General features: G+C 62.6%; 17 protein-coding genes and 3 pseudogenes. 12 read left to right on the top strand and 8 right to left on the bottom strand.

The features are described 5' to 3' along the window. Positions 1-127 precede the first annotated feature (127 nt). The 4 genes and pseudogenes from dinB to ACVIGB_RS26660 all read right to left on the bottom strand — a co-directional run bounded on the left by dinB (position 128) and on the right by ACVIGB_RS26660 (position 2,843). Positions 128-1,267 (bottom strand): DNA polymerase IV, encoded by a 1,140-nt coding sequence (gene dinB / locus ACVIGB_RS26675; protein WP_456720387.1) that lies wholly within the window; start codon positions 1,265-1,267, stop codon positions 128-130. Next, on the bottom strand, positions 1,264-1,989 hold the full coding sequence (locus ACVIGB_RS26670) for an SOS response-associated peptidase (protein ID WP_456720388.1): 726 nt from the start codon (positions 1,987-1,989) through the stop codon (positions 1,264-1,266). Before ACVIGB_RS26670 ends, dinB begins: the two co-directional genes overlap by 4 nt. 3 nt (positions 1,990-1,992) lie before the next feature. Next, positions 1,993-2,436, bottom strand: a pseudogene (locus ACVIGB_RS26665) (hypothetical protein). A 46-nt stretch (positions 2,437-2,482) separates the two neighbouring features. Then, a pseudogene (locus ACVIGB_RS26660) lies at positions 2,483-2,843 on the bottom strand (hypothetical protein). A 144-nt stretch (positions 2,844-2,987) separates the two neighbouring features. Between ACVIGB_RS26660 and ku the strand changes: the two are divergent. Genes ku through ACVIGB_RS26645 form a run of 3 tightly spaced genes read left to right on the top strand, consistent with a single transcriptional unit; the run spans position 2,988 to position 4,940 of the window. Continuing rightward, on the top strand, positions 2,988-3,917 hold the full coding sequence (ku, locus tag ACVIGB_RS26655; protein ID WP_456720389.1) for a non-homologous end joining protein Ku: 930 nt from the start codon (positions 2,988-2,990) through the stop codon (positions 3,915-3,917). Positions 3,918-3,975: 58 nt separating this feature from the next. Continuing rightward, positions 3,976-4,479: an NUDIX domain-containing protein gene (locus ACVIGB_RS26650; RefSeq protein WP_456720390.1), complete on the top strand. Its 504-nt coding sequence runs from the start codon at positions 3,976-3,978 to the stop codon at positions 4,477-4,479. Further along, positions 4,476-4,940, top strand: a complete 465-nt coding sequence (locus ACVIGB_RS26645; RefSeq protein WP_456720391.1) for a metallophosphoesterase family protein — start codon at positions 4,476-4,478, stop codon at positions 4,938-4,940. Before ACVIGB_RS26650 ends, ACVIGB_RS26645 begins: the two co-directional genes overlap by 4 nt. 80 nt (positions 4,941-5,020) lie before the next feature. On the opposite strand, the pseudogene ACVIGB_RS26640 reads toward ACVIGB_RS26645, so the two are convergent. Then, positions 5,021-5,515, bottom strand: a pseudogene (locus ACVIGB_RS26640) (ATP dependent DNA ligase); the annotation flags it as partial. Between the two features lie 669 nt (positions 5,516-6,184). Next, positions 6,185-6,433: a hypothetical protein gene (locus ACVIGB_RS26635; protein ID WP_456720392.1), complete on the bottom strand. Its 249-nt coding sequence runs from the start codon at positions 6,431-6,433 to the stop codon at positions 6,185-6,187. Between the two features lie 667 nt (positions 6,434-7,100). On the opposite strand from ACVIGB_RS26635, the gene ACVIGB_RS26630 reads away from it, so the two are divergent. From ACVIGB_RS26630 to ACVIGB_RS26605, 6 genes are all read left to right on the top strand, one after another. Beyond that, complete coding sequence (locus tag ACVIGB_RS26630; protein WP_456720393.1) at positions 7,101-8,297, top strand: DUF932 domain-containing protein; 1,197 nt, start codon at positions 7,101-7,103, stop codon at positions 8,295-8,297. Between the two features lie 171 nt (positions 8,298-8,468). Continuing rightward, a complete protein-coding gene (locus ACVIGB_RS26625; protein WP_456720394.1) occupies positions 8,469-10,616 on the top strand; it encodes a ParB/RepB/Spo0J family partition protein in 2,148 nt (715 codons plus the stop codon). Between the two features lie 102 nt (positions 10,617-10,718). Then, entirely contained in the window at positions 10,719-11,132 is a 414-nt protein-coding gene (locus ACVIGB_RS26620) for a hypothetical protein (protein ID WP_456720395.1), read from the top strand. 278 nt (positions 11,133-11,410) lie between these two features. Next, positions 11,411-15,742: a strawberry notch-like NTP hydrolase domain-containing protein gene (locus tag ACVIGB_RS26615; RefSeq protein ID WP_456720396.1), complete on the top strand. Its 4,332-nt coding sequence runs from the start codon at positions 11,411-11,413 to the stop codon at positions 15,740-15,742. Continuing rightward, positions 15,742-16,803 (top strand): DUF7146 domain-containing protein, encoded by a 1,062-nt coding sequence (locus ACVIGB_RS26610; protein ID WP_456720397.1) that lies wholly within the window; start codon positions 15,742-15,744, stop codon positions 16,801-16,803. Before ACVIGB_RS26615 ends, ACVIGB_RS26610 begins: the two co-directional genes overlap by 1 nt. Before the next feature lie 326 nt (positions 16,804-17,129). Continuing rightward, complete coding sequence (locus ACVIGB_RS26605; protein WP_456720398.1) at positions 17,130-18,065, top strand: DUF2493 domain-containing protein; 936 nt, start codon at positions 17,130-17,132, stop codon at positions 18,063-18,065. A gap of 45 nt (positions 18,066-18,110) precedes the next feature. Here ACVIGB_RS26605 and ACVIGB_RS26600 read toward each other — a convergent pair whose 3' ends face one another. Next, positions 18,111-18,815, bottom strand: a complete 705-nt coding sequence (locus tag ACVIGB_RS26600; RefSeq protein ID WP_456720399.1) for a hypothetical protein — start codon at positions 18,813-18,815, stop codon at positions 18,111-18,113. 567 nt (positions 18,816-19,382) lie between these two features. On the opposite strand from ACVIGB_RS26600, the gene ACVIGB_RS26595 reads away from it, so the two are divergent. Both ACVIGB_RS26595 and ACVIGB_RS26590 read left to right on the top strand, forming a co-directional pair. Beyond that, a complete protein-coding gene (locus ACVIGB_RS26595; RefSeq protein ID WP_456720400.1) occupies positions 19,383-19,727 on the top strand; it encodes an integration host factor subunit beta in 345 nt (114 codons plus the stop codon). 209 nt (positions 19,728-19,936) lie between these two features. Beyond that, on the top strand, positions 19,937-20,077 hold the full coding sequence (locus ACVIGB_RS26590) for a hypothetical protein (RefSeq protein ID WP_456720401.1): 141 nt from the start codon (positions 19,937-19,939) through the stop codon (positions 20,075-20,077). A gap of 216 nt (positions 20,078-20,293) precedes the next feature. On the opposite strand, the gene ACVIGB_RS26585 is transcribed toward ACVIGB_RS26590, so the two are convergent. Further along, positions 20,294-20,713, bottom strand: a complete 420-nt coding sequence (locus ACVIGB_RS26585; protein WP_456720402.1) for a hypothetical protein — start codon at positions 20,711-20,713, stop codon at positions 20,294-20,296. Positions 20,714-21,129: 416 nt separating this feature from the next. Here ACVIGB_RS26585 and ACVIGB_RS26580 point away from each other — a divergent pair, with 416 nt between their 5' ends. Next, positions 21,130-21,552 carry a hypothetical protein gene (locus tag ACVIGB_RS26580; protein ID WP_456720403.1) on the top strand — a complete coding sequence of 141 codons (423 nt, stop codon included), beginning with the start codon at positions 21,130-21,132 and terminating at the stop codon, positions 21,550-21,552. Positions 21,553-22,110: the final 558 nt, after the last annotated feature.

Raw genomic sequence — 22,110 nt, 5'->3', positions numbered from 1 at the left:
GCTAGGGCGTGTACTCATGAAGGTCCGCTTCTGACGTCACAGCCGCTGGCAAAAACTTGCGAGATCGGGCATCATTCCATTCGTTGCGGCGAGAGGTGCTCGCTGATCCTATCGGGAAAGATCGAGCTCATCGATTGACTTGAAAAGGAAATGACGGGTCACAATCATTCGGCAGCGCTAGCTGCGGTTCCGCGTCGTCGACATGCTGCAACGCCGATAGCGAGACTCCCAGAAGCCGGACCGGCTTGGGGACCGGCATCTCGTTCTGCAGCAAAGCTACCGATAGGCGTTCCAGCTCGCCGCGGCTCGAAACCGCGACGGGCACAGATCTACTGCGCGTGATGATCTCGAAGTCGTTGAACTTCATTTTAAGCGTCACCGTGCGTCCCCGGTTGCCGGCGCCTTCGCAGTATCGCCAGACCTTGTCGATGAGAGCCTCGAGTTCGACGACCAGGGCGTCGAAGTCGGTGAGGTCGGTGGAGAACGTGTTTTCGGCGCCGACGGATTTGCGGATCCGATCGGCGCGGACCTCACGGTTATCGACACCCCGCGAGATCCAGTAGTAGTAGCTTCCGGCCTTCCTGAAGTTGGCCTGCATGAAGTCGAGCGACTGGTTGCGCATGTCGAGGCCCGTGTAGAGGCCGAGAGCGTTCATCTTAGTGCTGGTTGTCGGCCCGATTCCGTGGAATTTGCCGACCGGCAGGTTTTCTACGAATGCCGGCCCCATCTCGGGCGTGATGACGTACTGGCCGTTCGGCTTGCGGTGGTCGGAGGCGAGCTTCGCCAGAAACTTGTTGTAGGAGATTCCGGCGGATGCATTGAGGCCGGTCACGTCCTTGATCTTCGAACGGATCGCCAACGCGACGTCTCGTGCCAGCGAAATCCCCTGCAGGTTTTCTGTGACGTCCAGATAGGCCTCGTCCAGCGACAGCGGCTCGATGATAAGGGTGTGCTCGGCGAAGATTTCCTGGATCTGCTGGGAAACCGCCTTGTAGACCTCGAAGCGAGGCTTCACGAAGATTAGATCTGGACACTGCCGCTTGGCCGTCACCGAGGGCATGGCCGACCGGACGCCGAACTTGCGGGCTTCGTAGCTGGCTGCCGCCACGACGCCCCGCTCGAGGGACCCGCCGACTGCAACCGGCTTGCCGCGGAGATCCGGATTGTCTCGTTGCTCGACGGATGCGTAAAAGGCATCCATGTCGACATGGATGATCTTACGCTGACGGGGCGATGGCCTCGTTTGGTCGTCGGTTTCGTCGGTCACGCCGGCGGCCCGGGCGGGTCTTCCTTGACGCCGCGGGCGACAATCCGGAGCGTGTCGTCCGGAAGCGGCCGCTGCAGCGTGAGGGCCTTGTCCAGAGGAGCCGTCATCCAGGCTTCGACTTCGTCCGGCGTCGTTAGGATCACCGGCATCGCCTTGGGGTGGATGGCACCAACCTCGGCATTCGGCTCTGTCGTGAGGAACGCGTAGAGGTCGTTGGTCGTCTCACCTTCCTTGACCTTCCGGACAGACGTCCAGTTGGTCCATATGCCGGCGAAACAGGCGAGGGGACGGGTCTCATCGAGCGCGAACCAGATGTCGCCGCCTTCGGTCTTGTTGAACTCGCTAAACGAGTTGAATGGCACCACGCAGCGGTTTTCGGCTCCCAGCCATCGCGTCCAGTGCTTGCTCTTCACGTTGCGGATGTTGGTTGTGCCGCCGTCCGGCTCCATTCGCAGCAGTTCCTTGAAATCGACGGTCTTGCCCTTGGCCCGCAGCTTTTCGGCCCGTTTCTTCGTGGCATCCATCAGCGCCTTTGATGACGACGGCATTCCCCACCGCGCAGTAGTGAGTTCGCGGCCCTCCGCCCCGTTTCGTACGATCGGTGCCTTGTAATCGGGAAATACCCCCGGCATCGGCGCCAGATTGCCGACGTACCGGTTCACGACGCGAAACAGCGCGATGATGGCGGCCTGGTTGGTCGTGATCGAGTAGAGATTGCACATCGGTCAGGCTTCGGTTCGAGGATGGCGTGGCTGCCAGGCCAATTGTAGCAGAGTCGCGGATGGACGCCGGCCCGCCTTGGCGCATTTGCGGCAGCGCAACCGAGAGATCGTGCACGAAGGTGGTCGGCGGGTGCTTCATTGCCGCGAGGTAGACGTCGCTCGGTGTCTTGCAGCGCGCGCACCTGATCTCGAGCCAAGGGAAGCTTCCATTCACGGCCTGGTCGATAGTGGGCGATGGATCGATCGGCTCGCCGTCGCTCCACATCCGCTCGTTCCAGCTTTCGCAAAGCAGCCTGTCAGCTTGCTGGATCATCGCCTCGCCCTTGGCTCGCATCTCCGCCGATTGGGCGGACAGGTGTTGGCCATCGCGCGTGCCTTGCCGAGTTCTTTCGCCAGAGCCTTTCGATCGCCGCCCGACAGGGGCGTAGGGTGATACTTCGGGGCCATCCGGACATCCAGTCGCAAGAGATCGGATCGGCGATATGGAAGCGGGTTACGGCGTCTCGAATGCCGGCCAGCATGGTGTTGTCGAGCAGCCGCTGCGCGACGTCCTTCCAGACCGCGTTGCCGCGATATAGTCGGACTGCATCGACGGTCTGGATTTCCACGGTTCGTTCGCAGCGGCGGCAGGAGACGCGCAGGACGTGGCGCTGGATTTCCGACAGATGTCGCTGCCGCATCTGGCCTCCAGTTGCGCCGGCGCGAGGGTCTTTGAGGACCGATTCCCAATATTCCGCCGGAAGGGGCGCATCTGGAGCCGCGGCGGGGGCAGCCGGCCTGCGAGCGGCTTCAGCGGCCAGTTTTTCCATCTGCTTGGGGGTCGGCATGCGCCAGCTCGCGGGTCGATCAGTCATTCCGAATTAGAACATAACAAGAACAAATGTCGAGTCCGCCCGGGCCCTCATCGTGAAAAAATCATCCCGTTGGGAGGGGCGCGGTGTCGGAACCAAGCCGGCCCGTTCGTCTTGAATCCGGCACTAGTATGGAGTTCCCCCACGATGGCCCCCCGCGCTAACTGGAAAGGCTTCCTGCGTCTTTCCCTCGTCACCTGTCCGGTAGCGCTCTATCCGGCCACGTCGGAATCCGAAAAGGTCTCGTTCAACCAGCTCAATCGAAGGACCGGCCACCGCATCAAGTACGCCAAGGTTGATGCCGATACCGGCGAGGAGGTCGACAACGAGGACATCGTCAAGGGGTACAAGGTCGACACGGACACCTTCATCGAGATGACCAAGGAGGAGCTCGAGAACGTCGCGCTGGAATCGACGCGAACCATTGAGATCGATGAGTTCGTCGACCGCAGCGAGATCGATCCGAGATATCTCATTCGTCCCTATTATCTGCGCCCTGACGGCAAGGTGGGACACGACGCCTTCGCCGTCATTCGCGAAACGATCCGGGAAATGAACAAGGTCGCGATCGGTCGGGTGGTTCTGACCAATCGCGAGCACATCATCGCGCTGGAGCCGCTCGACAAGGGGCTGATGGGGACACTGCTGCGCTATCCCTACGAAGTCCGTTCCGCGGATGAGTATTTCGACGATATCCAGGACGTCAAAGTCACCAAGGACATGCTTGATCTCGCCAAACACATCGTCAACCAGAAGGCGGGCCATTTCGAGCCGGATAAATTCGAAGACCAATACGAAACCGCCCTCATCGATCTCATCAACCAGAAGCGCGCCGGCAAACCCATCACCGCGAAAGCGCGTCCCCGCGGTGAGAACGTGGTCGATCTGATGGACGCACTGCGCAAGAGCATTGGAGCAGACGCGGCGGCAGCGACAGAATCGCAGAAGAAGCCAGCCAGGAAGGCGCGGAAGGCGTCGGCCGGGCAGAAGGAAATGCTGATGCCGATCGCTGGCAAGAAACCGGCCACGGAAGCCGCAAAGAAATCAGCGGCCAGACCGCAGCGGAAGTCAGCCTAGCGTGTCGTGAAGCATCCAGTGGCGCCCGGCGGGCGTTACTTCGTTGCCAGGGAGCGATATGGCTGCGCTGAAAAAGACTTCCAGGAGATCGATGTTGAGCGCGGGCATTCTCGCCTACCGCAAGGGCGCTCGCGGGCTCGAGGTTCTGCTCGTTCATCCCGGCGGTCCGTTCTGGCGCACGAAAGATAATGGCGCCTGGTCGATTCCGAAGGGCGAAATCGATGCCGCGGATGCTCCGGAGCAGGTCGCGCTGCGCGAGTTTGCCGAGGAGCTCGGCCCGAGCGCTTCGATTGGTCCACTCCGGACGCTGGGGGAGATTCGACAGCGAGGAGGCAAGCGCGTGATCGCATTCGCCGGCGAGGGCCATTTTGAACCGGCGGCGCTGACCAGCAATACCTTCGATATCGAATGGCCACCCCGAAGCGGCCACCGGCAGAGCTTTCCCGAAGTCGACCGCGCGGAATGGTTCGATATCGAGTTCGCGCGGACGAAGATGCTGTCCGGGCAGGTAGAGCTTCTCGATCGTCTTTTGGCGATCGCGGGTGAGAGCGACGGTAAATGATGTTCAGGATTGGAATCATTTCGGACACGCACGGCCTGCTGCGGCCCGAGGCGCAACGCGGCCTGACGGACGTCGATCACATCATTCATGCCGGCGACATCGGGCGCCCTGAGATCGTCGACGCGCTTCGCCGGATCGCGCCTGTCACCGCCATCCGTGGAAACGTTGACAGCGGCGAGTGGGCCCGCGAATACCCCGATACGAAACTCGTGCGCCTGGCGGGAAAGTCGATCTACGTTCTGCACGACCTGAAGACGCTGCAGGCCGATCCCGGCGTCGGCATCGACGTCATCGTCTCCGGGCATTCCCACGTGCCGAAGATCGACACGCTTGGTGGCGTTCTCTACCTGAATCCCGGCAGCGCGGGACCGCGACGCTTCAAGCTGCCGATCACGCTTGCGACGCTCGAAGTCACACGTGAGGGCATGCGACCGGAAATCCACGACCTTGAAGGCAACTGAGCGCACCACTGCGCAGGGAATTCACAGCGGAGGAGGCGAATGCGTGTTTCGTTCCGTTTGCTGGCTACGCCGGAAGGAAGCTATTTGCTCGGACGTTCTCGCTCGCGCACGACATCCTTCGTCCGCTTGTCGGACCGGAGCCCAAGGTAGACGGGCTGGCGCAGCTCGCCCTTGCTCGTCCACTCTGCGAATTTGACCTCGGCAACCAACGATGGCTTGACCCACGTTGTGGCGGCCTCGTCCTTCACTTTGGCAGGGAAGGGCGATTTGGGGGTCGTGAGCTTCGCGAGCTTCGCATGGAGGTCTTCCAGGACCTTGTGGCTGAAGCCAGTGCCGACCTGTCCGATGTAGCGCCATGCGTCGTCTTCCCGCACGGCGAGGACCAGGGAGCCGAAGAACGGTCTGCTGCGCCTTGGCGCCGTGAAGCCCGCGATCACCACTTCCTGTCGCTTTGCCGTCTTGATCTTCAGCCAATCCGCCGTTCGGCTGCCGGACGCATACGCGCTGTCGGCGCGCTTCGCCATGACGCCTTCCAGACCCTTTCGCTCGGCCTCGGAGAAGAATTTCGTGCCGTTCCCGACATGCTCTGGTCCCGTTCCTCTTTCGAGGTCTCAGTCGTTTCCGACACCGGTAAGTCGGGCACGTAAGAGCCAAACCAGTAGGCTCCATTCTTTCGAACACTCCCTTCTTCTTCACGCCACAACGGCGCACGCCATCCGGCTTCGATCCCTCGCGCAACCCTGCAGAACTCCTCGCCGGGGGCACTCGGGAAAGGGGCTCGCCTTCGGCGATCGCTATCACTGCCCCTGTCCCGGGTGCCGCTGTTAACCGGTCTCGTCGCTGCACTCGGACCCGCGTGCCCCTTCGGGTCGCTATGCTCACGCTCTCCGGGTGCCATTTCAGTGGGGCGATGCGCTATTGGCGCACGCTTGATCAGGCTTGTGGTGCGAGGATGATCGATCTTGAGCTTATAAGCTTTCAGCGCTCCCGCCGGCGCCATTTAGCGACGGTAGTGTCGCATCCCAGATTTGAATGGCATCGGTCAGATACGCAATCCACCCTGAGGGCCGCCTCTAACGCCACGATCAGAACCACGCGCGCGACGCCGCAGGCCAGGAACGCGAACCGCCAAGCAAATCAATGCCCAGACAGCAGCCGTCCCACGAGAATCCGAAGGCGACGCAACTTGCTATTAGAACGCCCGCCTCCACGGTACGGCGCCGTTGCGCTGCGTAGATGGCGGCCTAGCTTGCCCTCGTCTCAACTCGCGGCAGCGAAGCGTGATATTCATCTACGCTGTCGAGGTCGATCATGGTCTTGCCTCCCATCTTGTAGGCTCGGATACTCTCGTGGGCGATAAGTTCATAGGCTTTGGTCCTTCCGAATTTCCCATAGCGGCAACCGTCCTTGAAATCCACAAGCCGACGCCGCTTGTTGTTGTCGTTGTCAACCATGGTCCCTGCATATGTTTCGATGATCTTAGCGACAGTCATGCAAAACCTCGCTCACGAGATGGGCATTTCTACAATACGGCTTAGACCCGGACCTACCAGAAAAGGCACGTTCGTAGTTGCCTCCAGATTGCGGTTGCCTTGGTTTCGATGCCATCCGTGTGTAGTCCAATTCAGCGAATGTGTTGGTTTATATCGCCTACGATGTAGAACAAAAAGTCTCGCTGACGCCGCGGCCAATTCGTGCGCGCTGTAGCGTAAAAATAGGACGGGTCGGATGCGCTACATAGCCTGTCTCCTCGATTGGTCCATTGAGCAGTCTCCGGAGTACGATCGTCATCTGCCTGGAAGTGTCGTTGGTGGAAGCGGCAGGTAGTAAGTCTTCCGTCGATACGATTATTAGTCGTGCGATATAGGTGGTGCTGCCCCTGCGATCGAGCGTCATTTTCATTTCAATCGCTGACGTGGTGATCACTGAAAGGAGCGTTCTGACGGTGTGCCGGACAATTGCTCCGATCACATCCTGAATGCCGATGGTAGGTCTTTGAGGGGAAAGCCTTCCCCTGCGTCCGAGCCCACTGGTCTCGGCCGACCCCATCTGCGGGGAGAACCCCGCAACCCCCCATTAGAGTGAGAGGGCGAACGGGCATTGCCGTGACGGGTTGAAGGCTGGAGGAAAGGCCTCCGGCGCCTGTCGTGGAGATGCCCCATGACCCAAGTCGAAGTTCTGAGCTCTGCCCGCGACCACGTCGGCGGCTACAAGGTGGACGTGACCCGCGGCGAGCGCGTCGGGCGAGTATCGTCGGAATGGTTCTCGAGGCCAGCAGACGAGCGCCATCTATCCCTGTCGGACCTCTATGCCGCGGTGCGTGGACGGACCGAGCGAAGCCGGACCCGGACGGTCGAGAGCGCTGCTATCCGGGTTGAGGCCAGTCGCGACGATGTCGAACGCCTGGCTTTGGTGCTGCCCGGTTCTGACGCGCCCGTCGCACCGACCCACTGGAGTTTCGGTCAACTCGCCGGTTTGGTCGGAGCGCCGGCGGCCTATCTGCGCCAGCTTCCGGCGTCGCTCGCTGGCATCAACCTTCAATTTGGCCTCAGCGCTCATCGCGGTGAGCAAGTCAAGACGCTCGAGATCCAAGATGATCGCCTTGAGCTTCGTGCGGTTACGGGCCCCGAATACGGGCGTATATTTGACCATGAACTCGTGGCGGCCGTTCAGCGCATCGCCGGCAATGGCACGGGCGATACTCGCTGGAAGGTCCCGGGCGTGCTCGACTGGTCGACTGGCATCTATAATCCGCATGTCGACGTCAGCCAGGATACGACCACGCTCTACGCATCCGACCGCGACGTCTTCCTGTTCCTGGTTGACGACCTTAACCCGATCGAGGCAGGCCGGTTGCGTGATGGCTCGCCGGACCTCTACTTCCGTGGCTTCTATTGCTGGAATTCCGAGGTAGGTGCCAAGACACTCGGGATGGCGAGCTTCTATCTCCGCGCCGTCTGCCAGAACCGCAATCTCTGGGGTGTCGAGGATTTCGAGGAGATCACCATCCGCCACTCCAAATACGCCGCCTCACGCTTCGCGCACGAGGCGGTGCCGGCGCTGACGAGCTTTGCCAATTCCTCATCGATGCCCTTCGTTAACGGCATCAGGGCCGCACGGGAAAAGATCGTCGCCCGCACCGACGAAGATCGCTGCGAGTTCCTACGCAAGCGCGGCTTCTCGAAGGCAGAGACAGCGAAGATCATCGAAAGGGTGTTATCCGAGGAAGGACGCAAGCCCGAAAGCGTGTTCGATTTCGTGCAAGGCATCACAGCGGTTGCGCGGGGCAAGGCCCATCAGGATGCACGACTCGATCTGGAGGCGCGCGCGAAAAAGCTGCTCGACCGGGCAGCCTGATACCCGGAAAGCCGGAGATGCGGAACGGCGTGTCTCCGGCCTCGTGCCTTTCCGTTTTTCCTGATCGTCGGTTTGTGGCGCTGCCCTCAGAGGAAGAGGACAGCGCTGCGCTTCGTGACGGGTCGGAGGCTCAGAGAGAGTCTTTGGGCCGCCCGTCGCGGAGTATCACCCATGGCTACTGCCGTTCAGAAGATCACCCTCTCGCCCTCGCGCGACATCCCCTTCAACAAGCTGGTGCTCAGCCAGTCAAATGTCCGGCGCGTAAAGGCCGGCGTCTCGATTGAGGAGCTGGCCGAGGACATTGCCCGGCGTACCTTGCTCCAAAGCCTCAACGTCCGGCCGGTCCTCGACGCCGAAGGCGGCGAGACCGGCATGTTCGAGATCCCGGCCGGCGGGCGCCGCTATCGGGCGCTGGAGATGCTGGTGAAGCAGAAGCGACTGGCCAAGACCGCGCCGGTGCCTTGCGTCGTGCGCGATCCGGCGACCGGCATTCTCTGCGAGGACGACTCGCTCGCCGAGAACATCCAGCGCGCACCGCTGCACCCGCTCGACCAGTTCCGCGCCTTCCAGGCTCTGCGCGAAAAGGGCCGGACCGAGGAGGACATCGCCGCTGCCTTCTTCACCTCGGTCAACGTGGTGAAGCAGCGCCTGCGCCTCGCCTCGGTCTCGCCCGCACTGCTCGACGTCTATGCCGAGGACGGCATGTCGCTCGAACAGTTGATGGCCTTCACCGTCACCGCGGAGCATGCTCGCCAGGAGCAAGTCTGGCAGGCTATCTCCGGCTCTTGGCAGAAGGAGCCCTATCAGATTCGCCGCATGCTGACAGAGAAGACGGTGCGCGCCTCCGACCGGCGAGCCGTGTTTGTCGGCCTCGACGTCTACGAGGCGGCCGGGGGCGGGGTGCTGCGCGACCTGTTCGAGTCCGACGACGGCGGCTGGCTCGAAGACGTCGCTCTGCTCGACAGCCTGGTCGCCGAGAAGCTGAGGGCAGAGGCGGAAACGATCGCCGCCGAAGGCTGGAAGTGGATCGAGGTCGCTATCGACTTCCCATACGGCCATACTCGAGGCTTGCGCGAGCTGGACGGTGTGCCCGCTGATCTCACGGCCGAAGAGCAGGTGACCATCGTGGCTCTCAGCGCAGAATATGCGAGCCTCGAAGCCGAGCATGACAGCGTGGACGAGCTGCCCGACGAGGTCGACCAGCGGCTCGGCGAGATCGAGACGGCTCTCGCCGCTTTCGACGATCGACCCGTCATCTATCAGCCGGCCGACATCGCCCGCGCGGGCGTGTTCGTCGGCATCGACGCCGAAGGCACGCTCTTGGTCGACCGCGGCTATGTCCGGCCCGAGGACGAGGTGCCCGTGGCCGAGTCGGGGCAGGACAGCGATGGCGAACCGACTTCTGCGCTCATGGACGGCGCCGAACTATCGGCCCCGGTCACACAGCACGCCGTCATCACCATCGGCGGTCAGATTGCGGAGCCCGAGGACGAGGACGATGATGCGGTGAAGCCGTTGCCGGACCGCCTGCTGACCGAGCTCACGGCGGAGCGGACGCTGGCGCTGCGCGACAAGCTGGCGATCACGCCTTCGGTCGCCTTCCAGGCGGTGCTGCACAAATTCTGCCTCGACGTCTTCTCCCGCTATTCCTCGTACGGGACGGCGATGGAGGTCTTCGTGCGCAGCGCCAGCTTTCCGGTGCAGGCGCAGGGGCTGAAGGACACGCCGGCAGCCAAGGCAATCGATGCGCGCCACAAGGCCTGGGAGGAGCGCCTGCCGAAGGACAAGGCCGACCTCTGGGATTGGCTCACCGGCATCACTGGCGACGAGCAGGCGGCGCTCTTTGCGCACTGCGCCGCGTTCGGCGTCAACGCACTCTACGAGAAGGGCGACCGCTACGGCGGCGGCACCACGCCGCACACCGTCGAGCAGCGCATCACTGATGCCGATCGCATCGCAAGCGCCATCGATCTCGACATGGTTCAAGCCGGCTGGCGTCCCACGGTTGAGAACTATCTCGGCCGCGTCCCGAAGCGCCGCATCCTCGAGGCCGTGCGCGAGGGCGTGGGCGAGCGGGCGGCCCAGCTCATCGATCATCTCAAGAAAGGCGACATGGCCAAGGAGGCTGAACGCCTCCTGGCCGAGACCGGCTGGCTGCCCGAGCCCCTGAGAATAGCCGACCCGGACCAGGCCGCGGCCGTCGACGGCGCGGAGCCCAAAGGGGATGGCAAGGCGCTGCCTGAATTCCTCAGTGATGACGACGAGGAGCAAGCTCCAACCGATGAGGCGGACGAGCCGCACATGATCGCGGCCGAATAGCCTCAACCACGCGGGCCGGCTTCGACCGTCCCGCGTCCCTTCACCGCCAATCCACCCTCAAGCCCCGGCTCGCGCCGGGCTTTTTGCATTCTGGAGATTCTCGTGCCCCTCTTCACCATTGAGACGACCTATCGTCTGCCGATCCACCGGCAGCGAAATTACGAAGCCGAAACGCTCGACCAAGCCTGCGATCTCGCGATCGCCGACGAGGACTGGGACGACAAGAAGTCGGACGTCGAAACATCCGGCGAGACCTATGTCACCGGCATCTGGGAAGGCCGCGACGCCGCCTATATCGGCCAAGCCTTGCCGATCCCCACACGTTTCGACGAGCAGATCCAGCGCAAGGCCCATCACTTCGAGTTGTTGCTCGGTCTGCTCAAGATCCTCGCCAACGTTCCGGAAGGCGGCTCAGCGGATGTCGAGCTTTGGCGCCGACGAGCGGACGTCGCCATTGCGAAGGCCGAGGCCATCCTCGCGGGCGAAAACGATCCGATCGAGGGAGCTGCGTCTTGACGCAATACATCGTCACCGTCGTTGAAGGCGATGCGAGCAACTTCGCGGATGCGGTCGCGTCAATTGACGACGGCCAGGCCCAGTCATCCTGGTAGTTCGGATACTGACCAACGCTCTGTGTGCGGCGCTCCGCCACCCCCGGCGGTGGAGCGCCGTTTCTCATGTCGGGCACGGCCCCGATGCTGAGAGGCAGAGGACGGCCGAAACGGGTTTGAGCCGGTGCGGTCAGAGAGAGCGCCCGCCGCTCGCCCGTTCCCGCTCTCCTTAAGGCTTCCTTCATGACCGACCTTTCTCCGATCGCGGCTGACCAGGCCGCGCCGATCTCGCCTGCCTGCACTCCTCAGCGCACCAGCATCATCATCGCTGCGGCGCAGCAACTCCTCCCGCATCTCGAGCGCGGCCGACCCATCGACGCCGCAATCCTGCGCGCCGTCATGGAAGCGGCCTTCGGCGCTTCCGATGCGGCGGGCGCCTGGGATTGGAAGATGGCCTACGACGCCTGTGAGGCGGCCGCCGTCCTGTTGCTGCGCAAATACGGAAAGCCGCTGTTCCGCAAAGCCGATTCTCCGGCTTCACGACTTTTCGCTTTGAACAAGATCGCGGCGCTTTTACCAACTCACACACGCCGCTCTGTTGAGAGCGAGACCTTCCAGCAATTCTCGACGCCAGTTCCGCTTGGCCTCGCCGCTTTGACCGCGGCCGCCATCACGCCGGCGGACCGCGTGCTGGAGCCGTCCGCGGGCACTGGGCTGCTCGCCATCTTCACCGAGATCGCCGGCGGCGCCCTCGTGCTGAACGAGCTGGCCGAGACCCGGGCTGTGTTGCTCGCTTCCCTCTTTCCGGCCATCTCCATCACGCGCTTCGACGCGGCCCAGATCGACGATCACCTCGATCCCGCTGTGGTCCCGAGTGTCGTGCTGATGAACCCGCCGTTTTCGGCGATGGCGAACGTTTCCGGCCGCATGGCCGACACCGCGTACCGTCACATCGCCTCTGCGCTCGCGCGTCTCGCCGATGGCGGCCGGTTGGTGGCGATCACCGGCGCAAACTTCTCACCCGAAGCCTCCCCTTGGCGCGAGGCCTTCGCCCGGCTGCAGAAACGCGGACGGGTTGTGTTCACCGCCGCGATCGCCGGCGCGGTTTATGCCAAGCACGGCACCACGATCGAGACGCGTCTGACGATCATCGACAAGGCGCCGGCCGATGACGCGCACACGTTCCCGGAATCGCCGGGACTGGCATCGGACGTCGCGACGCTGCTCCGCTGGGTCGGCGAACACGTTCCATCTCGCCTGACCGTCGCATCGACCGCCGCGCTTCCCATGTCAGCCGCGCCGGCGCCGCGCACCGTGCGCGGCTATCTCGCACGCGCCGCCGCACAGCCGGCCAAGCCGTCGCTCGCCGATCCCGAAGCCGTCGACCTCGCTTATGAGACCATCGACTGGACCCCGCCCGAGGGCGCGCGTCTCAACGATGCCATCTACGAGGAATACCGGCTTCAGTCGATCCGGATTGCCGGCGCGCAGGCGCATCCGACCAAGCTGGTGCAGTCGGCCGCGATGGCCTCGGTCGCGCCGCCGAAGCCGAGCTATCGGCCGCGCCTGCCGGCGAACCTCGTCAGCGATGGCATCCTCTCCGACGCCCAGCTCGAGACGCTGATCTATGCCGGCGAGGCGCATGGCAACTACCTCGCCGGCGCATGGACGGTCGACGAGACATTCGACCTCGTCACCGCCGCCCGCGACGACGCGCGTGACGCCGTTCGCTTCCGTCGCGGCTTCATGCTCGGGGACGGCACGGGAGCCGGCAAGGGTCGCCAGTCCGCCGGCATCATCCTCGATAACTGGCTGCAGGGCCGGCGCAAGGCGGTCTGGATCTCCAAGTCCGACAAGCTGCTCGAGGACGCCCAGCGCGACTGGTCGGCGCTCGGCATGGAGCGGCTTCTGGTCACGCCGCTATCGCGCTTCCCTCAGGGGCGCGAGATCCTATTGGCCGAAGGCGTCCTATTTTTAACCTACGCTACGCTGCGGTCCGACGACCGCGGCGAGAAGCTTTCGCGCGTCCGGCAGATCGTCCAATGGTTGGGCTCCGACTTCGACGGCGTCATCATTTTCGACGAGAGCCATGCCATGCAGAATGCCGGTGGCGGCAAGGGCGAGCGAGGCGATGTCGCCCCGTCGCAGCAGGGCCGTGCCGGCTTGCGCCTACAGCATGCCCTTCCGAACGCCCGCGTCGTCTATGTCTCGGCGACGGGCGCAACCACGGTCCACAATCTTGCCTATGCCCAGCGCCTCGGGCTCTGGGGTGGCGAGGATTTTCCGTTCGCCACCCGCGCCGAGTTCGTCGAGGCGATCGAGGAGGGCGGCGTCGCGGCAATGGAGGTCCTGGCCCGCGACCTGCGCGCGCTCGGTCTCTATACCGCCCGCTCACTCTCCTATGACGGTGTCGAGTATGAACTGGTCGAGCATCAGCTCACCGACGAGCAGCGGCGCATCTACGACGCTTATGCTGGCGCGTTCGCGGTCATCCACAATCACCTCGACGCAGCGATGCAGGCCGCCAACATCACGGGCGAGACCGGCACGCTGAACCGCCAGGCCAAGTCAGCCGCCCGCTCGGCCTTCGAGAGCGCAAAACAGCGCTTCTTCGGCCATCTGCTGACCAGCATGAAAACGCCGACCTTGGTCCGCTCGATCGAGCGCGACCTGGCCGACGGCCATGCCGCGGTCATCCAGATCGTCTCGACAGGTGAGGCGCTGATGGAGCGCCGGCTCGCCGAGATCCCACCTGAAGAATGGAACGATGTCCGCGTCGACATCACGCCGCGCGAATACGTGCTTGACTACCTCGCCCATTCCTTCCCGGTGCAGCTCCACGAGCCTTTCACCGATAGCGACGGCAATCTCTCGTCCCGGCCCGTCTTTCGGGACGGCCAGCCGGTCGAGAGCAGCGAAGCCGTTGCCCGCCGGGGCGAACTGATCGAGCGGCTCGCTTCGCTTCCGCCTGTTCCCGGGGCGCTCGACCAGATCGTGCAGCGTTTTGGCACGGACCTCGTGGCGGAAGTGACGGGCCGTTCGCGGCGGGTGGTGCGCAAGTCAGACCGCCTTGCCGTGGAGAACCGTGCAGTCTCCGCTAACCTCGCCGAGACCGCTGCCTTCATGGATGACGCAAAGCGCATCCTGGTCTTCTCGGACGCCGGCGGCACCGGGCGCAGCTATCACGCCGAGCTGTCAGCGCGGAACCGGCGACTGCGCGTCCACTATCTGCTCGAACCCGGCTGGAAGGCCGACGCCGCGATCCAGGGTCTCGGTCGGACGAACCGCACCAATCAGGCGCAGCCACCGCTCTTCCGGCCGATCGCGACCGACGTGAAAGCCGAGAAGCGCTTCCTCTCGACCATCGCGCGCCGCCTCGACACGCTCGGCGCCATCACGCGCGGCCAGCGCCAGACCGGCGGCCAGGGTCTGTTCCGGCCGGAGGACAATCTGGAGAGCCACTACGCGAAAGATGCGCTGCGCCAGCTCTATCTGCTGCTCGTGCGCGGCAAGGTCGAAGGCTGCTCGCTCCAGATGTTCGAGGCCTCCACGGGCTTGAGGCTCATGGACGCGAACGGCATCAGGGACGACCTGCCGCCAATCACGACGTTCCTGAACCGGCTGCTCGCGCTCACCATCGACCTGCAAGGTGTGCTGTTCACGGCCTTCGAGCAATTGCTCAACGCCAAGGTCGAGGGCGCCATCGCCAGCGGCGTCTACGATGTTGGCCTTGAGACGCTGCAGGCCGAGAGCTTCGTCGTCACCGACCGGCGCTCGATCTACACGCATCCTGCGACCGGCGCGGAAACCCGACTGCTCACGATCAACGAACGCCGGCGCAATCGTCCGATGATGCTAGATCAAGTGCTGGATTATCTCGCCGATTCTCGCGCGGTGCTGCTGATCAACGAGCGCTCGTCGCGCGCCGCGATGCAGATTCCGGCGCCGAGCCTCATGCTCGATGACGGCGAGATCGAACGCCGCGTGCGGCTGGTCCGGCCGATGGAGCACCATCATGCTTCGTTGAAGATGATGGACGAGAGCCATTGGCAGCCGGCGGACCACGATGCCTTCGCGGCAGCATGGAACGGCGAAGTCGCCGACGTGCCGGAGTTCGCCGAGAGCACGCTCCACATTGTTGCCGGCCTGCTGCTGCCGATCTGGAAACGGCTCCCGAATGACTCGACCCGGGTTTATCGGCTTCAGACCGACGATGGCGAGCACATCATCGGTCGCAGAGTCTCGGCGGCCTGGGCAGCGAACGCTTCCGTGACCGGGACCATCAGCCTAGGCCCGGACGAGGCTTTTTCGGCGCTGATGGAGGGCCGAACCGTCCTTGACCTTGCCGAGGGCCTGCAGCTCCGCCGCGCGCGTGTGATGGGCGCCCATCGCATCGAACTCTCCGGCTTCACCGACACGATACGTGACCGGCTGCGCTCCTACGGCCTCTTCAGCGAGATTATCTCGTGGAAGCTGCGCATGTTCGTGCCATCAGATGCGACGGGTGCCGCCGTGTTGGCGAAGGTGCTCGACCGCTATCCGATCGAGCGCATTGGCGAGCGGGAGGCCGCCTGATGGCCCACCACGACGCTGCCGAACTGGCCCGCCGTCTCGCGCGTGACGCCGAGGCGGTGTGCCGCCACTATCTATCCGCAGGACGGCGACAAGGCGGCTACTGGCTTGTCGGCGATGTTCGCAACAGCCCCGGCCGCTCGATGTTTGTGCGGCTCAAGGAGTCTGCAAAGGGACCAGCCGGCAAGTTTACTGACGCGGCGACCGGCGAGCATGGTGATCTGCTCGACGTGATCCGAGAAAGCTGCGGTTTCATCGACTTTCGCGATGTCGCCGATGAGGCACGACGCTTTATGAGTCTGCCGCGTCCAGAATTGGACCCCGAGCCAAATCGCCGGTCGAGAAAATCGCCCGCGCCCGTCGGATCACCAGAGGCGGCGCGGCGACTGTTTGGCATGTCGCAGTCGATCGTGGGGACACTCGTAGAAGCGTATCTCCGCAATCGCGGCATTACGGCTTTGCACGACACGGCAAGCCTGCGCTTTCACCCGCGTTGCTACTACCGGCCCGATGACCACAGCCTAACCGAGATCTGGCCGGCGATGATCGCCGCCGTCACCGATCTTTCCGGCCGTCTGACCGGCGCGCATCGGACCTGGCTCGATCCGGGCGGCTTCAGCGAGGCGACGCTTGGCAAGGCGCCGGTCGACACGCCGAGACGGGCGATGGGCGATCTCCTCGGTCACGCCGTTCGATTTGGCGTAGCAGGCGAAGTCATGGCGGCCGGCGAAGGCATCGAGACGATGCTGTCGCTCCGTAGCGTCCTGCCGACCATGCCGATGGTCGCAGCCCTTTCGGCTGCGCATCTCTCCGCCATCCTCCTCCCGGATATGCTCCGCCGCCTCTACATCGCCCGTGATAACGATCCCGCTGGCGACGTCGCTATGGCGACGTTGATTGAACGCGCGCAGGAAGCGAGAATCGAGGCGATCGTGATCTCGCCACGGCTCGGCGACTTCAACGAGGATCTTCGACTGCTCGGAATCGATGCGCTTCGGGCCGCGAGCCGGGTGCAGATCGCAGCGCAGGACGTCGCCCGCTTCATGATGACGCTGGCGGCATAGCCGGAACGGGATGAGGGGGCGGCGCGGCCGCTTCGTCACCGCCAGGCCGGTGGTTAAGCTTCCGGCGCCGGAGAGGACCGCACCCACGGCCTTCTGAGAGGGCGATCGGGCGGCAAGCGGCCCGGACCGGCAACCTCGTGGGCCGACTATTTTCCGTCGGCGGCAGAGCCGCCTTTACATCGCGAGGCAAAATAGTCGGCCACCTTCGGTCCTCCGCTCCGCTTCGGCCCTTCGCTTCGCTGCGGGTGCAAGTCCGTTCCGCCCGCCGCCTTTCGTCGCCATGAAGGCCGCGATGGGCGCGCCCAATCCGACGAAGGAAAGCCGCAATGACCACCGACCATGACGACGATTTCGAGCCGCAGCAACACTCATCCCCAACCGACCAGGTTCTCCAGGAACTCCAACTCCATGGCTACCGGCCTTTCCAGGACGAGCCCGATCCCCGGCCGCTTCCCGAAGCACAAATCCTCGTCGGCAGCATCTCCGATATCTTCGACGCCCTCGTGGTGGCGCTGTCCGACACCCGCCTCGAACCCGACCTCGAGGACCTGCTCTGGTCGACGGTCAACGTCTTCCACCGCGCCATCGACCGGATCGAGCGCGAACTCGACGACAATGAGTTGGCGCAACGGCGATCACAGCGTGAGCAGGACGGCAGCGAAATCAAATCCGTCGAGCTGGAGCGACTGACGGCGGAAGGGCAGACGCTGATCGAGCGACGCAACGCCTTCGAGCTGATGCGCGATCAGGCCGCCGACGAGTTCGAACGCCACACCCATTCCGTATGGCGGCCGCGCATCGGGTCGAAGGTCAACCACCGCAATCTGACCTCCGCGATGATCGACAGCCGCGATTTTTTGGCCACGAAGAAGCGCGCCGACAACCAGGTGCTTCTGCCTGCAGGACCGAAAGTGGCATTGACCGGTGGGCTCGACTTCAATGATCACGGGTTGATCTGGGCCAAGCTAGACCGGGTGCATACCAAGCATCCCGATATGGTCCTGCTGCACGGTGGATCGCCCAAAGGCGCCGAGCTGATCGCCGCCAAGTGGGCCGACAACCGCAAGGTCCCGCAGATCGCCTTCAGGCCCGACTGGACGAAGCACGCCAAGGCCGCGCCGTTCAAGCGCAACGATGCGATGCTCAACGAGCTACCAATTGGGGTGATGCACTTCCCGGGTACAGGCATTCAGGACAATCTCGCCGACAAGGCGAATAAGCTCGGCATCCCGGTCTGGCGGTTTGGAACAGGCGGCGCTTAGGCGCCGCCATCTTCCGCCTTCAATCCTCCCGATAGGCGGAAGAATTCAAGGTTGCTGGCGCCAGAACTGAGTGCTGTAATTGTTCAGGTCGCGAGTGTGGGAATCGACCGTTGCCTGGAATGTTTTTGGGATCGTGTCTCCGTTACCACCTTCCCCGAAATAGTCCCTCACCGAGTAGAGCGCTCCTCTCATCAGGTGCTCCCACGTTTGATACAGCTTGGTCTGTCGATCCTGCTCCCGTTTGGCAGCGCTCGGCTTCCGCTTGGGGACGGGGATCTTATAGTCGGGACGTAGATCCACGTCATGGACGAAGGTTATGCTGCCGAGCGTCCACTCGTCATCAACAGTCCGGCGCCACCGATAGCTCACTCTTACACTCAGGCGGTTGTCGAAATGGTGAGGCGGCATGATTTGGTCATCAATATAGAAGAGCTGGCCTTCCTTTTGTTCCGTTTCCGTTCTGCGCTTCATAGCGTCAACCGCGAAGGATAGCTCACTGCCCGCGCGTCGGAGCGCGTCTGCTGTTTTTGCGCGCTTTCCTGGCGCCTTGGCCTGGCGGTGCTCCGCCCATGCCTGTTCGAAGTAATGGAGCTTTCTTACAATGTAGGGTCCGCAACTCGCGAGAGGGAGACAGTGCAGATCACCCAATCGTTCCCCGCTGAGCGCACGGTCGATAACCGTGTTCAGTTCGTCGGTGTCAATCGTCGCGAGGGCATCTTGTTGATCGCGGGGGATATTGATCTCTCCCATGCCGGTGTCTCGTTTCGCCTGTTGGGCTCAAGCAATCATGATGACCTCGACGCCACGGATGTAGTCGCGAAATCAGCTGCCGCAAGATTCGCAACTGCTCTACAGAACATATCAGAACAGGCCACATAAGTCGCAAGGGCGACCGCCGTCGAGTGCGTCATACTCCTGCATTTCCCTGCGGGCCGCGCTTTCGGCTGCGCCGGAACCACGACGTTGTCGTGTTTCCGCCCTTCGGCTTCAATCGCTAACGCGGCAAGGCGGCGGACGGCCTGAAATCGGCGATTGGCCCCATTTAGTCCTGCGCGCCGGCGACGACGATGCGTGCAGAGCGCGCATAGAAGGCCAGGTCGATATCGCTCTCGATTAAGCCCTTCGAGTTCAAGCGGTTGCAGGCGACCGGCAGGTGCGAATGCTAGCGCTACCGAACGATGACAAACGTCAAATGCTCGACATCTTCAGCAAACTTGCGCTTGGCCAAGTCTGAGTGTCGCGACGTCTGCTGCTGCTTGACAGGCGCTAGCGCTTTCGAGAAATGGTCACCCGCAAGTTCTGTGGACGCCAGTGCCAATGATCAGGTCCGAACTCGTTGCGCGTATCGCCGGGCGAAATCCGCGCCTTTATCAGCGTGACGTCGAGAACATTGTAAATACAATCCTGGGCGAGATCGTCGCTGCGCTCGCGCGCGGCGATCGGGTTGAGCTTCGTGGTTTCGGAGTGTTCTCTGCCAAGCAACGGCGGGCTCGCATCAGCAAGAATCCGCGCACAGGCGCACTCGTGCGGGTCGACGAGAAGCGCTTTCCACTCTTCAAGGCCAGCAAGGAAATGCACAAACGACTAAACAGCGAATCCGCACCGAAGGACGGCAACTTTGCCGTCCGAGACAGTCTAAGAGCGTCCGGGCAGTCTAAGTAGCGAGGCTGAGCCGTGTGGTGAACAGGCAACGTTAATACTGCTTTAGCAAACGCAAGCGCCATTGACGCTCCACAGACCTCAATGAACGAGGCACTCTAAGGTCGGCGCCGGGGCTGGACTACATTGCGTCCCATTGAGCTATTTCCCGGGGAGCCGCGATCTCATCTGCGTCTCCATTTTATTTCGTGAATGTCTTTGAGGAGATGTCGATGGCCATCCAGGATTTAAGTGACACGAGCGTCCTTAAGCTCTACGAAAATATTCGACAGCAAGTTGCGGCCGATGTGCGCCTAGGCAGCAAACATCGTCTGCTGGGCGAAACCGCGAAACGAGAAGCTGTTGCGCCTTGAGGAAGAACTAAATCGCCGTCGAATTCCGTATACCCCCATAAGTTGGCGGTGACGCTCGATCCAAATGAAGCCGGCGCGAGCCGCCATGACGTGTGATCAATCTGATGAGGATTGAGGCCGTCCTACTTGGTCCTCTGTGGTAGGAATATCCGTCACTCGGCCAGGTACCAAAAGCAGCCCAGATTCTCTTTCACTTAGCGCTCGCGCGCCTGGATTTCATCGCCTACGCCGCGCAATCTCGTCAGCGACTGCGCTTGTGGCGCGCACCAGCCGCTCATACAGAGTCTCAAACATGTCGAGAATCTCATCATTAGGTTCATTCCTGCCTTCTTCGATAGCCTCGGCAACGAGTTCGTCGAGAGGCCTCTCCTTCAATTGACCTTTCTCGAGCAGGTGTTCAAACAACCCGTCGCTATCGGGCTGCGGCTGGATGCGGCCGTCGGAGTTGCACCAAACCACGAATGTCTGATGCCTCATAACGGCTTGCTCGACCATCTCCGCCTCCAGTGGGATCAGCGTGCCCCACGCCTCATCCTCCTCATCGACGAATCCCGCCACGTACATCTGTTGCTCATCAGCGTCTTCATCGCGAGGGCGGAAGAACGGCGTGAGGGCGATTTGAGGCGGTTTTGCCATAGCAATCTCTCCAAAGAGCAAATACTAGTTGCATCGATAGATGGCAGCATCAGGGCCTGCGCCGACACGCCGAATCATCCAAAGCGGAAACTGTAGGAGCGGCTGTCGGCGACCCATCAACAATTTGTTCTCTCATTCTTCGCCCTGGCAGATGAATTATTCTGGCGCGCAACCAGATTGATCGATCCACTTCTGTCATATCCCCGGCTGATCTTGCCGCGCGTGGTTATGCCGACCTGCGCATAAGCGCGAACTCGATCCTTTCGAGCGATGAAGCCACGCATCGCGTCGATCGGGCGGTAACTCCACGGGATTTCCGCTCCCGATCACGGTCGCTTCCCGCTATACTCGTACACGCGCCGTGGTGGTGGTGGAAGGCGCGACCGTTAGACCTCTATCTCGCGGAGCCCACCGCCATGATCATCTTCGGACCGCTGCTCGTCATCACCGGCATTGGCTTTTTTTGCTGGCTGCTGTTCACCCTTGCTGTCTTTGCGTTCCCGTTTTTCGTCGGCATCACGACCAGCATCTGGGCCTTCCATACCGGCGCAGGTGCACTCGGCTGCGCTGCCTTGGGCCTCGTCGCGGGCGGCGGGACCTTCGGCATCGGCCGGCTTGCGCTCGCTTATGCGCCGTGGACCTGGTTTCGAATGCTGATCGTCTTCCTCTATGTCGCACCTGCCACCGTCGCCGGTTACAGTGTCACGCATGGAATCGCGCTGATGGCAATGCCTTCACCGATCTGGCAGACGATCTTTGCGGTCGCGGGCGCCATCGCTGGCAGCATCGCGATATTCGTCCGCATCACCGGAATGACTGCACCCGGACCTGCCGGGTAGTGGTAACGGTCCCTCAGCGCGCTACATTGACGAGCGGTGACCGGATCAGATATCCGCAATGCTAGCGGTCCTCATCGTCGAAGTTTGAATGAGAGCGGCCTGACCGTCGAAGCTCGCCCCATCATCGCAAAGGCCAGCTTCGTCACCGTCCCCATGGAGGCATAGACCAAGCGGCCACGTCTCAAGGATCTGACCGATACCGGATGTGAACGTGGCATCCGGCCGAGGCGCGATTACGTACGCCAAATCCGTCCGTTGCTGAAGGAGAGGGGCGCCTGTCACCATCGAACTTACTCGGCGGCTTCTCGGTGCGGTCGAAAATCCCCGCGTTCTCCTTGATGTAAGCTCCGTTCGGATCGAGCGCACCAAACGGCCTCTTCGATGGATGGATCTGGCCGAACGACGGCTAAAGCCTCGACCGCCTATGGCGCAACAGCGGCGTCACAACTTTCTTCCCCTGCCGGCTGCGCCGTCATTCCTCGCGAAACAAGAAAGTTCCTCCTTTGCTGTCCAGCCCCTTCGGGGTGCGCCGTCGATCGCCTCCGGCCTGTCGATCAC

It is taken from the genome of Bradyrhizobium sp. USDA 4341, assembly GCF_054063755.1.
This window is presented reverse-complemented; position numbering and strand designations above follow the sequence as displayed.

Excerpts from the sequence above, each read along its gene's own strand:
- ACVIGB_RS26670 (WP_456720388.1), bottom strand. The coding sequence starts at position 1,989 with ATGTGCAATCTCTACTCGATCACGACCAACCAGGCCGCCATCATCGCG.
- ku (WP_456720389.1), top strand. The coding sequence starts at position 2,988 with ATGGCCCCCCGCGCTAACTGGAAAGGCTTCCTGCGTCTTTCCCTCGTC.
- ACVIGB_RS26650 (WP_456720390.1), top strand. The coding sequence starts at position 3,976 with ATGGCTGCGCTGAAAAAGACTTCCAGGAGATCGATGTTGAGCGCGGGC.
- ACVIGB_RS26645 (WP_456720391.1), top strand. The coding sequence starts at position 4,476 with ATGATGTTCAGGATTGGAATCATTTCGGACACGCACGGCCTGCTGCGG.
- ACVIGB_RS26635 (WP_456720392.1), bottom strand. The coding sequence starts at position 6,433 with ATGACTGTCGCTAAGATCATCGAAACATATGCAGGGACCATGGTTGAC.
- ACVIGB_RS26630 (WP_456720393.1), top strand. The coding sequence starts at position 7,101 with ATGACCCAAGTCGAAGTTCTGAGCTCTGCCCGCGACCACGTCGGCGGC.
- ACVIGB_RS26625 (WP_456720394.1), top strand. The coding sequence starts at position 8,469 with ATGGCTACTGCCGTTCAGAAGATCACCCTCTCGCCCTCGCGCGACATC.
- ACVIGB_RS26615 (WP_456720396.1), top strand. The coding sequence starts at position 11,411 with ATGACCGACCTTTCTCCGATCGCGGCTGACCAGGCCGCGCCGATCTCG.
- ACVIGB_RS26610 (WP_456720397.1), top strand. The coding sequence starts at position 15,742 with ATGGCCCACCACGACGCTGCCGAACTGGCCCGCCGTCTCGCGCGTGAC.
- ACVIGB_RS26605 (WP_456720398.1), top strand. The coding sequence starts at position 17,130 with ATGACCACCGACCATGACGACGATTTCGAGCCGCAGCAACACTCATCC.
- ACVIGB_RS26600 (WP_456720399.1), bottom strand. The coding sequence starts at position 18,815 with ATGGGAGAGATCAATATCCCCCGCGATCAACAAGATGCCCTCGCGACG.
- ACVIGB_RS26595 (WP_456720400.1), top strand. The coding sequence starts at position 19,383 with ATGATCAGGTCCGAACTCGTTGCGCGTATCGCCGGGCGAAATCCGCGC.
- ACVIGB_RS26590 (WP_456720401.1), top strand. The coding sequence starts at position 19,937 with ATGGCCATCCAGGATTTAAGTGACACGAGCGTCCTTAAGCTCTACGAA.
- ACVIGB_RS26585 (WP_456720402.1), bottom strand. The coding sequence starts at position 20,713 with ATGGCAAAACCGCCTCAAATCGCCCTCACGCCGTTCTTCCGCCCTCGC.
- ACVIGB_RS26580 (WP_456720403.1), top strand. The coding sequence starts at position 21,130 with ATGATCATCTTCGGACCGCTGCTCGTCATCACCGGCATTGGCTTTTTT.